The sequence below is a fragment of the Leptolyngbya sp. BC1307 genome (genome assembly GCF_002286735.1).
GTDB lineage: Bacteria > Cyanobacteriota > Cyanobacteriia > Phormidesmidales > Phormidesmidaceae > Phormidesmis.
Genome location: NZ_NRTA01000007.1, coordinates 43,908 through 56,782, shown reverse-complemented (window position 1 = coordinate 56,782; position 12,875 = coordinate 43,908). Strand labels below are relative to the sequence as shown.

Sequence of the window (12,875 nt, the reverse complement as noted above, 5' to 3'; positions counted from 1 at the left end):
GCAAATGCCCGATAGACCTAAGCCCCGATAGACCTAAGCATATAGAGGATACCTGCAATTGGGGCAGACCATTTAGCAGTGTAGCAAAAGTGGGACGGCGCAGAACTGTGCCCTTAAGTAATGCGAGTAATGCGAAAGGAGCCGACCTCCTAGTGGCTAGTGACTAGGGGCTAGCGATCGCTCAGGTGCGTACAGTCGTTAAAGCGATGAAGCCGCCAATACTCTGGGTTATAGCGGTCGTGGGTTAGCCTTTGCCATTGGGTGTCAGCCAGCCAGAATTCGAAGATAGCAGTGTGAGCAATCGGTATCTTCCAGGTGCGATCGCAACCCATCACCACCGAGATTAGCTGCTGCATCAGCCCTTCATGAGAAACGGTCCAGATCACATCGCCCGGCTGGTGATTGCTGAGCACCCGGTCAAGCCACCGCTGTGATCTAGACCGAGCTGCCGTTATTGACTCTGCCTGGGGAACCGGCTGCCAGGCTAAAGTAGCCATAAGCTGAGCGCATACGCCAGGATAGTGAGCCTCAGCCTCTGTCCAGGTTAGGCCTTGAAAAATGCCCTGGTGCATTTCCTGCAAATCGGCATCTGGCTGAAGCTTAAAGAAATCGTCTTGCGGCTGCAGAGCCTCAGTCAGATAGTGAGCCGTCTGCATGGCGCGCAATAGCGGGCTGCTATAGAGATAAGTCGGGCGACTAGCGGTCATTAGCGCCTGAGTGAGGCACTGGGCCTGCCGGTGGCCCTCAGCAGAGAGCGCGGTAGAGGACTGCCCCTCCAGTTGCCCCTGGCAATTACCCAATGATTGGGCGTGACGTACCAGCAAAAGTTTTAGATAGGTCAATGGGAAAAATCGGCAATTACGGGCAAATAAAGTGTCATCAGATTAGCAGCCGAGTCACAGGCTAACCGTTTACAATGTGTGGTGAATCAAGTCGCGGTTAGGGCGAACGACTCAAACGGCTTTAAAACGCCTCTGAGTACCGAGAAACAGCTAGCTAAATATTTTGCACAGCTTGACTGACCGACCAGCCCAGGCTGAATAGCAGAAAATTATTTAGCTAGCTAGCAAATCGCTCGAATGAATAACTTGGATGAATCGCCAAATGAGACTATTCTCTAGCTTCTGATTGCGTTTTTTTGAAGCATTGTTTGTGAGTCATTATCTATGCTGCTAAAGTCTACGACCCGTCATATTCAAATCTATGCGGCAACTGTCGAAAACAATGAGCTAGTGCCCAGCGAAAACGAACTGACGCTGGACATTGACCCAGAAAACGAATTTATTTGGAATGATGAGGCCATTGAGAAGGTCAACCGCGAATTCGACCAGTTAGTGGAAGAATACGCTTCAGAAGCGCTGACAGACTATAATTTGCGGCGAATTGGCTCAGATTTAGAGCATTTTGTCCGCGCCCTGTTACAGTCGGGAGATATTAGCTACAACCTGGAAAGCCGCGTGCTGAACTACAGTATGGGCTTGCCTCGTGTCGTCGAAGGGAGTGGCGACGCCGCTAGTGCGTCCGCTGCGTCATAGCCCTTGGGTTTTGTCGACTTTGATGCCCGTTGTTCAGTGGTTAAGTTCAGTGGTTAAGTTCAATGATTAAGTTCAATGATTAAGTTCAGTGATTAAGTTCAGTGATTAACTGCCCTAATCCTAGCTGCAAAACCGCCAACCCTGAGGGGGCTCATGTCTGTCAGGGTTGTCGGTCGGTGCTGCCCTATCACTATTTGTGGGGCGTGGGTGAACTAGTAAGTACGCTCAGGCCCGGTGCGATGATCAATCAGCGCTACTTGCTCAAGCAAGATCGCACTTTTTTAGATACCCAGCCTGGTCTGATCCCGGAATCTCTGCCAGAACTGCCTGATTTTTTGCTGCCCTATTTGCATCTGTCGGCTTATCCGCTGCATGTGCCTCGCCCCTATGCGGTACTGCGATCGCCCGATGACGATGACGTTCTGATGCTGGAATCTGCGGCGCTAGCAACCCCCTTCAGAACCGATGGACAAATCGCTAGCGTCCCTGAACTGCTGCCCAAGCTGGTCACCCAGTGGCCTGAAGCGCCCCCTTTGAGGCAGCTGAGCTGGCTCTGGCAGGTGGCTCAGCTGTGGGATGCTATGCAGGCAGAGCAGGTTGCACCGACCCTGCTGGATGAATCGTTACTGCGGGTAGATGGCTCAGTCTTGCGGCTGCTAGAGCTAGCCCCGCCGACTGCCTCGGGCGGCGCAGCGGTCGAACCGACGCTGATGAATTTAGGCCACAGCTGGCTTCCTTTAGTCCAGACTGCTAGTCCGGCCATTAGAGCATTTCTGCAGCGGCTGTGTGAAGGCTTAGAGCGCCAGCTATTCACCGCCGAGCAGCTAGCTGACCAGCTAAGTCAGGCGATCGCCCTCTGCGGCCAAAATCAGGCGGTCAGCTACGACCTGGCTGTCTACACCGATCAGGGGCCGACGCGCAAACGCAATGAAGATGCCTGCTATCCGGCAAGTGGCTCGACCCAGTCGCTGACCAGCGAGCAAACCCGGATAACGCCGCAGCTGCTGATTGTCTGCGATGGTATTGGCGGTCATCAGGGCGGAGATGTGGCTTCTAAGCTGGCGATCGCCACAATTGAGGCACAGCTTCAGCCGATCTTAACGGCCTCGCCAGACGATATGAGCGCTACTGAGCTATTGCTGGCAATAGAGGAGGCCATTTGCGCTGCCAATGACGAAATTTCTGCGCAAAACGACCAAGCTCAGCGACAGGCCCGCGATCGCATGGGCACCACCCTGGTACTGGCACTCGTCAGAGGCACAGAGGTGTACATTGCCCACGTGGGCGACAGCCGGGCCTACCGCATCAGCCAGCAAAATTGCCAGCAGGTAACGCTCGACGATGACGTTGCCTCACGGCAGGTACGGCTAGGCGGCAGTCTCTATCGTGAAGTGCTTCTACAGCCGGGCTCAGGCTCACTGATTCAGGCATTAGGAATGGGCTCATCGCAGGTATTGCGGCCCACGGTGCAGCGCTTTGTGCTCGATCAGACCTGTGTGTTTTTGCTGTGCTCGGATGGGTTGAGTGATGGCGATCGCGTCGAGCAGTTCTGGCAGTCCGCCATTCTGCCACTGATCACGGACGGTAGCCCTACCGCTGAAGCGGGTCAACACTTAGTTGACCTGGCTAACAAATACAACGGCCATGACAACGTCACCGTAGGCTTACTGACAGCCCGAGTCACCCGCGACTCCGATCAAATTGTGCCCAGAGAACTGGCCAGTCCCGTTGCGGCAGACGCTAGACCCACCGCTCAAACCACTCGTCGGCACACGGGTCTGCTCGCAGCTAATCCGGGTGCCACCAGCCAGGCGGCACCGTCAACCCCCTTAATGACGGCAGCTACTGCTAAATCAGAAAAATCGGCAGCAGCCAAACCCTCCTTTGTCAGAACAGGTGGAGTCAAAACAGGCGGAGTCAAAACCGCTGCCCAATCGGGCTGGAAGGTTGCTAGCCTGGCCATCTTACTGCTCGCGGCGGTTGGCGGTGTTCTCTACTGGCTTTTGCCGGGCCTGAGCTGGCGGCTGCAGCCATCGGTGGCTGATCTCCCAGACGGAGACAATTCTAGCGAGGTGCGCCCAGCGCCTAGCCCAGCCCCAGCGACTCAGCCGCCAGCGGCTAACCTCCAGGTGGGTTCCTACGCGCGCATTCGTCAGTCAGATGTGCCAGGCATCACCAGCTCAAACGGTGGCAATAATGGCCTATCGTCCGGTGGCTTCTCACCGCTGACCCTCTATCCCAGCCCCGTCGCGGCAGGTGGCGCGGCAGTCAATGTGATCCCAGGTACCATTCCGACAGGTGGAATTGTTCGGGTGATCGGTCGGCAAACTGCCGATGATCAGTCTCAGTGGGTACAGCTCAAGCTGTGTTCCATTCCGTCAGGCGAGACGCTAGCAGAGGTGCCCGCTGAGACCGATACCCCCAATCCAGCAGCTAGCGGGAGCACGACCCTCAACCCGCCCGAGTCGATTCAAACTGACCGGCCACTGGTGCTGTCGCCGGGTAGTGAAGGCTGGGTAGTGGCGTCTCAGGTGGCGCTGGTTTCAGAGACTATTCAAGACTTGCAGCCTACCCAAAAGGGAAGTTGTGGTGGCTGATGTCTGAGCGAGATTCTCTGTGCCTGTGGGTGGCGGTAGATAGTCTGCTAGCGGAGCGCGATCGCTTTGCGATTTGGGTACTCAGAGCGCCTTATCCGGCGGGGCATGTCCATTACGACTGCCCGTGGAGTCCCCAGCTAGCTCAGGCATGGCAGAACTGGCAATCATTTTTTTCGCTGCGGGGTCTGCCTCAGGTGCCGCATATTCCCTCAGCTTATATTCCTCAGTTTGTCCTCGAAGAGGTTGACGATATAGCAGGGAACTTAGACCCCGGTGGTCAGCCCACTAGCTACAGTAGCCGCTACATGCAGCACCTGGGCGTCAACCTCTGGCAGTGGCTGTTTAATGGGCCGGTCAAGCGATCTTTAGATCAATCTCAGGGCATTGCGATGGGTCAGGAGCTACCGCTGCGGCTGCGGCTAGAAATTCGCGATCCGGCGCTGATTGCCCTGCCCTGGGAAATTATGCAGCCCCAGTCGGGCAGCCGGGCGCTGTCGCTGAATCGAAAAATTTTGTTCAGCCGGACCAGCAGCAACGTCGAGCGGCTAGATCCGGCACCTCTAGATAAATCGCTCAAGATTTTACTGGTATTGGGTCAAGATAGCCCTGGCGAAGATCAAGCGCCAACCACAGCCCGCCTCCAGCTGGAGCAAGAGGCGACGCTGCTGAAACAGATTTTAGAGCAGAGCAGCGACTTGAACCTGCGCCCTACCGCTAAAAGGCAAGTAGATATGCTGCTGCAGCCCAGTGCCGCAGAGCTAATTCAGGCGCTGGAGAGCGGTGGGTATAACGTGTTTTTTTATTCGGGTCATGGGGTGCCGGGGCCAGATGGAGGGGTGCTGTTTTTATCGGCTGCGAGCCTGAGTGGGACTGAGCTGTCTCAGGTGTTAATTCGCACGCGGGTAAAGCTAGCGGTGTTTAATACCTGCTGGGGGGCGCAGCCAGAAGAAAGCCAGCAGATAGCGCTCCCTCGCAGTAGCCTGGCAGAAGTGCTGCTGCACCACGGATTGCCTGCCGTAGTGGCCATGCGCGACTCGATTGCCGATGAGGAGGCGATTAGCTTTATTCAGGTCTTTGCTCAGGCTTTGGCAGAGCGCAAACCGGTAGATGAAGCAGTAGCGATCGCCCGGCAGCACCTGCTCACCCTCTATCACTTCAACCAGCCCGCCTGGACGTTGCCCGTCCTCTACATGCACCCTGATTTTGACGGGGCGCTCCTGCTCTCTGATAAGACTACGCAAATCAACGCGCACACTAATTTCTTGCCGAGCCGTCAGCAGGCCATGCTCCGCGACTCCGACCATCCTGAGCATGTCTGGCCGATCTATAGCGACGTGATGCGCATCGGTCGCCGGCCCGAGGCTAATGACCTGGTAATTTCTGAACCCTGGGTCTCTAGCAGTCACGCTGAAATCTTTCATCGGCGGGTAGCCGCGCAGCAGACTGGCGACGGCAGAGCGACCGCCTATTTTCTGCGAGATAATTCTCGCTATGGCACTTTCTACTGCAAAGATGGCAGCTGGCGAGAGGTACACCGCCAAGAAATCACCCTGTCTTCAGGGACTCAGATTCGGTTTGGCAGTCAGTCAGATGGGCGGCTACTAGAGTTTGTGGTGGTGGAATGATCAGAATGATCGCAGAGATTTTGTCAGCGATGCGGAACGACTGGCGCTGAGGCTGTATCTCCTTTTTGTCACGTTCTTTGACACGTTTTCTCAAGTCAGATTTTACAATTTTGCTAAATCAGGCAAGCCCCCTATGGTTAATCAATCCTCATCTTCTGGCGATTCGAACAGCGCTAGGCCGGCACAGATGTCGGCTGATCAAGCTGAGCTGCTGCAAGCTGTGCTAGAGACAGACGGCTATCTGTGGCTATCGGCAGAGATGTCGGCAGAGTATGCAGCCCGCGCTGAGGCAGCCGGTCAGGTGCTAGAGATTTCTGATGCGGAGGCTGCTCAGGGCTGGCAGGGGCTTTCTCAGCAGCTGCATGAGCTATGGGATGACAGCTTGATTTTGCAGCTACAGCAGAAGTTTGCTAGCCGCCTGTCGCCCACGATGATTGCCCACATTAGCGATCGCGCACAGCAGGTCGCCTGCAGCGGTCAACCGATGATGGCACAGATGCTCGCCTGTGTGCGCGATCGCCTCACCCAAGTCGCCGAATCAGACCTGCAGGTAATGGCCCGGCCAATGGCCCTGGCAATGCGCGGCAGCAGCGATGAAGAATTTGTCGAGGCGACGATCCGCTCAGTCCGCTCAGCCGACTGGGATGCCCTCTCACCGCTAGAGCAAGCCCGCCTGAGCTTGGCTGCGGCCCGCTATGCAATTTCTCAGATAGACGAAAGCAACTAGGCTAAAGCGACTAGGCTAAAGCGACTAGACTAAAGCGACGGCGTGACAGACTCAATCTGTTCGACAAAATAAGTCTGGCGCAAATCGAGCCGATTGGCGATCGCCAGCCCCTGCTCAAATGCTTTTAGAGCCTCAAACGGATTACCCCGGCGACGCTGAAGCTGGCCAATTTTGTCATAGGCATTCATCACCCCATAATCGTTATAAGCCTGCTGCTCTACCGGAATCAGCAGATTGTATGCGCCAAGGGCTTCGTCATAGAGCGCAACCGTCTCGTAAAGCGCGCCCAAGTCTTGCAGGACGCGGGCAGAAAAGCTGAACTGCTCAAACCGCTGAGCGGCACTGTAGGCCGACCGGTAGTATTCGATGGCGGTATCGGGCAGGTTCAGGGCGCGGTAGTTTTGGGCGATCGCAACTAGCAACCTCGGCAATTTTTCCAATTCGCCTTGAGTCTGGTAAAGAGCCAGCAAATCAGTCTGTGCCCGAACCGCATAGGCCAGCGAGTCGGCCTGCTGATAGCTATAGGCCAGCCGCTCTAAATAGGCAACTTCTTCAGTCTGATTGCCGTCAGCCCTGGCCTGATTCAGCAACGCTAGATAGACATCGGCAGCCTCGGCGAATTGAAACCACGCTAAATGCAGCTCGGCTAACGCCTGTTGCTGAACCGTTGGGTCTTCGCCTTGAGCCACGGTTAGCTCAATGAGTGTCTCATAGACGCTAACCGCAGAGTCAATGTCTCGCAGGGTAGTAAAGGTTTGGGTGATCGCCGTCAGTACCGCCCGATCTGAGCTAGCGTCTCCACTCACCAAAACGCGCTCAGGATTATCGGCCAGCGCCTCAGGCGATTCTTCTCCGAGTGAGCGAGGCATCTCTATCTGGCCCAGTGCCGCCTGGACAGTCTCCCAGATTTCCCGAGTACGCAGCGTCAGCAGCTGCACTTCTACCGGGCGCTGCTGATTCCACGCGAGGGCGGCGGTCTGGCTCAGCGCGTTGAACTCGGCAACGGGTCCAAAGATCCGGCGCAGGCGCAGCTCTCTCAGTAAAAGTTCAAAAGCAGCGTCGGTTTGCCCAGCCGCTAGCTGTTCTTGCGCTGTTTGATTCAGCTGATCCAGACTTGCTGAGAGGGCGCTTAGCTCTAGCGGGCTCAGCGGCCTTTCCACCGAAATCATCGGCAGCAGCGGGTCGCGTGGTTTGGTAGTGAGCGGGTCGGAGAGGAAATTTTGCCGGAGCTGGGGGCTGACTTGCTGAGCGATCGCCTGAGAATCGCCCGAAAGATCTCCTACCAGCACCAACGTAAACGCCATACTCGACAGCGCGCTCAAGACAAATGCTTTACAGGCTTTATATAAAGGGAAGTACACAGTTGTTTGCAGAACTTTATGATTTATAGAGTGCGCGGCGGGCAGCAAAAGAAGGGCGACAGCGCGGGCTGTTGATTGACTGGTAGGGGGTCAGCGCAAGCGAGGCAGGGCGTATGGGAACAGGGCCAGGGTTCAGCGGCTTCAAAGCCTGCTCTAATTGCGGTACGCTTGTGATCTTGCGCTGTTTTGATCGCCCGTTTTCAGCCAGACCACCATAGCAAATGCCCGCCCTCGTATGTCTTCTAACGTTGCCACTCGTACTATCCGGATTGGTTCTCGCAAAAGTCAGCTAGCCCTAGTGCAAACTCACTGGGTGCAGGCGGAGTTGAGTCGCCATTTCCCTGATATTAATTTCGAAGTTTCCACGATGGAAACTCAGGGCGACAAAATCCTCGACGTGGCCCTTTCTAAAATTGGGGATAAGGGCCTTTTTACCCAAGAGCTAGAAGACGATATGCTCAGCGGCGACATTGACTTTGCCGTGCATTCGCTCAAGGACTTGCCGACGAACCTGCCCGAAGGCTTGCGTTTGGGCTGCGTGACCCAGCGAGAAGATCCGGCTGATGCGATGGTAGTGCATGAAAAGCACAAGGATAAGCAGATCGATACATTGCCTGAAGGCGCAGTGATTGGGACGTCTTCTCTACGGCGTTTGGCTCAGTTACGCCATCATTTCCCGCACTTTAAGTTCAAGGATATTCGGGGCAATGTGAATACTCGCCTGCGTAAGTTAGATGAGGGTGAGTACGATGCAATTATTTTGGCGGCGGCGGGCTTGAATCGGCTGGGGATGAGCGATCGCATTCACCAAATCCTCCCTCCCAGCATCTCCTTACACGCCGTAGGCCAAGGCGCACTAGGCATAGAGTGTCGATCTGGCGACGATGATATTCTTTCCTTGCTCAAAGTACTAGAGCACGAGCCTACCGCTCAACGCTGCTATGCCGAAAGAGCCTTTTTACGTGGGCTAGAAGGCGGCTGTCAAGTGCCGATTGGCGTAAACACTACGATTGAGAACGATACGCTGACGCTGACGGGCATTGTGGCGAGCTTAGATGGTCAGCAGCTCATTAAAGATACGGTGACGGGTTCGCCGACTGATGCTGAGAGCATGGGGAGTAAGCTGGCGAATCGTTTGCGCGACCAGGGGGCTCAGGAAATTTTGGATGTGATTAATGCTGAGAATCGAGCGTAGGGCGTTTAGGGGTCTTAGGCTAGATGTTTTTGGGGCGATCGCTTGCTAAAGATAAAGGGATATCAACTTAAAGATGACTCACCACGCTTATGAGAATTTCTCCTATCGTCACCTACCGAGGCGTCAATAAAACGGATGCTCTAGAGAGCCTGATCGCCGAAAAAATAGAAAAGCTAGAACTTGCCTACGATCAAATTAGTAGCTGCCGAATCGCCATAGAAAAGGTGAACGCTCGTCCCGGTAGCGGCTCTTTCTACCGGGTTCGTATAGACATTACGGTGCCTGAGAACCGCGAGGTTGTTGTGGACAAACATCCAGAGCAGGGCAAGCAGTATCCACCGTTAGAAGCCGTCATCCGAGACGTTTTCGATCTCGCTTTTAGACAGCTCCGAGAGCTGAGCGACCAGCAGCACAACCACATGACAACGCACATTCCTGGCAATCGCGAGATCGTCCTAGATGATTTGCCAGCCGGAGAAGTCCCAGCGCCTCCTGCCGATACGACTGCTGGTTAATGTCGCTCTCAGCCAACGTGATCCCAAATCGCTATAGACTTGAATCTAATAAGGTTGGGATGTTCACTCAGGTCGTAATATGCGAATTCTATTTGTGGCTGCTGAAGCTGCGCCGCTGGCTAAAGTTGGCGGTATGGGTGATGTGGTTGGAACCCTACCCAAGATCTTGAGGCAGATGGGCCACGATGTGCGCGTATTTATGCCCTATTATGGCTCGCTGGCTGGCAAGGTAGAGATTCCGCTTGAGCCAGTCTGGCGGGGCCGGGCGATGTTTAATGACTTTGCGGTCTACGAAACCAAGCTGCCCAAAACTGATGTGCCTTTATATCTGTTTGGGCACCCCTGTTTTGATCCTGAGCAGGTCTATGGCAGCGACGACGAAGAGTGGCGCTTTACCTTCTTTGCCAATGGCGCGGCTGAATTCGCCTGGAATCACTGGAAGCCGAACATTATTCACTGTCATGACTGGCATACAGGGATGATTCCGGTATGGATGCATGAAACATCTGATATCGGCACAGTATTTACCATTCATAATTTGGCCTATCAGGGGCCGTGGCGCTCGAAACTAGAGCGGATTACTTGGTGCCCCTGGTTTATGCAAGGGCACAACACGATGGCGGCGGCGGTGCAGTATGCCGACCGGGTGAATACGGTATCGCCAACCTATGCCGAGCAGATCAGAACGCCGGAGTATGGGGAAAGCCTAGAGGGATTGCTGTCTTTTATTAGTGGCAAGCTCAGCGGCATTGTCAATGGCATTGATCTAGAGTCGTTTAATCCGGCGACTGATCCCAAAATTGAGCACAGCTATACGGCTGAAACGCTGGACAAGCGGGCTAAAAACAAAGCAGTTATTCAAAAAGAAATGGGGCTTGATCAAAACCCGGAGGGCTTTTTGATTGGCTTAGTGGGGCGCTTGGTGGAGCAAAAAGGCATTGAGCTGATTTTGCAGACGATGGATCGCTATTTGGCCTATTCGGACGCGCAGTTTGTCGTTTTAGGATCGGGCGATCGCTACTACGAAAACCAGCTCTGGGAACTGACCGCTCGCTACCCAGGCCGCGCCGCTGCCTACATCATGTATAGCGATGGCTTAGCCCACAAAATCTATGCAGGTTGTGACGCCTTTTTGATGCCTTCCCGGTTTGAGCCCTGCGGCATTAGCCAGATGATCGCCATGCGCTACGGCTGTGTCCCGATTGTACGGCGCACGGGGGGCCTAGTAGACACCGTTACTCACAACGACCCAATCAACGAGGCAGGTACGGGTTACTGCTTTGACCGCTACGAGCCGCTAGACCTGTTTACCTCAATGGTGCGAGCTTCAGAAGCCTACCGCTTTAAGCCGCAGTGGGAAGCGCTGCAAAGGCGGGCAATGAATACCAGCTTTAGCTGGGAGCAGTCGGCAGTGGAATACATCAAGCTGTACAGCGAGGTGATGGGCCTGCCAGCAGATGACCAGATACCGGTAAAGTACGGCGGCACGGTCGAGATTTAAGAAAATGGAGAACGGGCCCGACGAGATTCGAACTCGCAACTTCCGCCGTGACAGGGCGGTGCTCTAACCAATTGAACTACGGGCCCCTATTATCGAGAGCGGTGAAGCTCTCTCAACAAGGCGATCTCTATTGTGCGGATCTGGTGGCGCTTTGTCAAACCTTTTTTTGAAGAATATAGCTTTCGGCGCTTTGCCTCATGCAGCATCGCTGGCTGCAAGCCTTATATAGCAACAGGTACAGTTCTCCGCAAAGCGCGAATGCATCCACACTTTGCTATATTTTCGGTCTGGTAGTGCCCGACTGACGATCAGCGGCTGAAACGGGTGACTGCTTATTTGGAGCGATCGCCCACTAGCTAGAAATCTTATCGTCTATTTACCCGAATCTATTCCTTAGTGAATCCCATTAAAGGCTTGGGCTGTTTCTGTGAAAGATCGGTTCCAAGGAACCCGGCCACCTGAAGCCCTATCTATCAAAGTATCCTACGCGCTGCTGTCAGCGTGGAGCTTAGGCTTTGCCAAGTGATATTGGGAACTGTTTTCAAGCTCTTTGTTTTATCTATTGATAGCGAGTGTCATTACCTATAGAATTGTTTTTACAATCATTCCTCTTAAGAGACATGTCTAGAAATTTAAAAGCAGCAGAATTATTCCTATCTCTAGGTTTGGCGGCATCTATGTTGACTGCCTGCACGACGACGCCTGAGGGCAGCGGCGAAGCGGCAGGGGGTGATGCGCCGATGACAGAAGTTGAGGGCGGAGAAGGCGGGGAAGGTGGCCCAGGCGCAGCCGCTAACGAAAGTTTGCAGTGGGCTAACACGTTTGATGACGACGCTGTCATTTCAGAATTTACTAGCAAGGTGGTCATTCCCCAATACGAGCAGTTTGCCTTGCGTACAGCAGCCCTTAATCAGGCGATTGAGGCTTTTGTCGCCAGCCCAACCGAAGCGAGTCTGGCTGCTGCACGCCAGGCATGGACGGCAACTCGAATTTCTTGGGAACAGACAGAGACCTTTGCCTTTGGCCCTGCCGGGTCGCTCGGGTTTGACGGAGCGATGGATTCTTGGCCGGTCAATCAGACGGATATTGAGCAAGTTTTGGCAGGTTCTGAGCCGATTACGGCAGAGAGTGTGGCCCAGCTGCAAGACACTGAGCGTGGTATGCACTCAATTGAGTACATCTTGTTTGGGACAGATGCGAGTAAAGCCGTGAGTGACTTTAGCGATCGCGAACAAGCCTACCTCTCGGCCCTTGGCGAAGACCTCAATACCTCGGCTGATGCTCTGCTCGCGAGCTGGACAGCAGGCATCGAAGGTCAGCCTGCTTACGAAACGGTTTTTGCCAGTGCGGGCAGCGCCGATAATGCGGTCTACCCAACCATTGCTGCTGCCGGTCAGGAGCTGGTCTCAGGCATCATTGACAGCCTGACTGAAGTGGGTGAAGAAAAGCTGGCTGCGCCCTTTACAGCGCAGGATACCGAAGGGTTAGAGAGCCGCTTTAGCGCCCAGACTATCAACGATCTGAAGAGCAACTTACAGAGTGCTGAAAATGGTTATTTCGGTCAGTTTCCTGAAGCGGGCACAAAAACTGACGCCAGTATCAGTACCTATGTCGCAGCGCGTGACCCCGCGCTAGATAAAAAAGTGACCGATCAGTTCGCTGCTGCCAACAGCGCGTTAAATGCGGTGCCCACACCATTGGAAAAGTCTCTGACCGATGAGGCGGCAGCCGATGAGATTGAGCAGGCGATCGCCGCCATTCTCGAAGTCAAAAGCACCCTCGAAACCGAAGTGGTTCCTCTGATTTAAGCATTCGTTTA

General features: G+C 54.5%; 10 protein-coding genes and 1 tRNA gene. 8 read left to right on the top strand and 3 right to left on the bottom strand.

Annotated elements, in window-relative coordinates; translation table 11 throughout:
• Positions 1–170: 170 nt before the first annotated feature.
• On the bottom strand, positions 171–842 hold the full coding sequence (locus CKL79_RS06210) for a histidine phosphatase family protein (protein ID WP_121968723.1): 672 nt from the start codon (positions 840–842) through the stop codon (positions 171–173).
• Between the two features lie 324 nt (positions 843–1,166).
• Here CKL79_RS06210 and CKL79_RS06205 point away from each other — a divergent pair, with 324 nt between their 5' ends.
• The 4 genes from CKL79_RS06205 to CKL79_RS06190 all read left to right on the top strand — a co-directional run bounded on the left by CKL79_RS06205 (position 1,167) and on the right by CKL79_RS06190 (position 6,484).
• Positions 1,167–1,535 (top strand): NAD(P)H-quinone oxidoreductase subunit M, encoded by a 369-nt coding sequence (locus CKL79_RS06205; protein ID WP_121968722.1) that lies wholly within the window; start codon positions 1,167–1,169, stop codon positions 1,533–1,535.
• Between the two features lie 101 nt (positions 1,536–1,636).
• Complete coding sequence (locus CKL79_RS06200; protein ID WP_141242164.1) at positions 1,637–4,132, top strand: protein phosphatase 2C domain-containing protein; 2,496 nt, start codon at positions 1,637–1,639, stop codon at positions 4,130–4,132.
• Complete coding sequence (locus tag CKL79_RS06195; protein WP_121968720.1) at positions 4,132–5,757, top strand: CHAT domain-containing protein; 1,626 nt, start codon at positions 4,132–4,134, stop codon at positions 5,755–5,757. The genes CKL79_RS06200 and CKL79_RS06195 overlap by 1 nt, the downstream gene beginning before the upstream one ends.
• 133 nt (positions 5,758–5,890) lie before the next feature.
• Complete coding sequence (locus CKL79_RS06190) at positions 5,891–6,484, top strand: hypothetical protein (protein WP_141242163.1); 594 nt, start codon at positions 5,891–5,893, stop codon at positions 6,482–6,484.
• Between the two features lie 29 nt (positions 6,485–6,513).
• Here the strand turns inward: CKL79_RS06190 and CKL79_RS06185 are convergent, their stop codons facing one another.
• Positions 6,514–7,788, bottom strand: coding sequence for a hypothetical protein (locus CKL79_RS06185; RefSeq protein ID WP_121968718.1), 1,275 nt, complete (start codon positions 7,786–7,788; stop codon positions 6,514–6,516).
• 292 nt (positions 7,789–8,080) lie between these two features.
• Between CKL79_RS06185 and hemC the strand changes: the two genes are divergently transcribed.
• From hemC to glgA, 3 genes are all read left to right on the top strand, one after another.
• Positions 8,081–9,040 carry a hydroxymethylbilane synthase gene (gene hemC / locus CKL79_RS06180; RefSeq protein ID WP_121968717.1) on the top strand — a complete coding sequence of 320 codons (960 nt, stop codon included), beginning with the start codon at positions 8,081–8,083 and terminating at the stop codon, positions 9,038–9,040.
• 89 nt (positions 9,041–9,129) lie between these two features.
• On the top strand, positions 9,130–9,555 hold the full coding sequence (locus CKL79_RS06175; RefSeq protein WP_121968716.1) for an HPF/RaiA family ribosome-associated protein: 426 nt from the start codon (positions 9,130–9,132) through the stop codon (positions 9,553–9,555).
• A gap of 79 nt (positions 9,556–9,634) precedes the next feature.
• Positions 9,635–11,056, top strand: a complete 1,422-nt coding sequence (gene glgA, locus CKL79_RS06170) for a glycogen synthase GlgA (RefSeq protein WP_121968715.1) — start codon at positions 9,635–9,637, stop codon at positions 11,054–11,056.
• Positions 11,057–11,068: 12 nt separating this feature from the next.
• Here the strand turns inward: glgA and CKL79_RS06165 are convergent.
• Positions 11,069–11,142: transfer RNA gene (locus CKL79_RS06165), tRNA-Asp, on the bottom strand.
• Between the two features lie 534 nt (positions 11,143–11,676).
• Here CKL79_RS06165 and CKL79_RS06160 point away from each other — a divergent pair.
• Entirely contained in the window at positions 11,677–12,864 is a 1,188-nt protein-coding gene (locus tag CKL79_RS06160; protein ID WP_121968714.1) for an imelysin family protein, read from the top strand.
• Positions 12,865–12,875 lie beyond the last annotated feature (11 nt).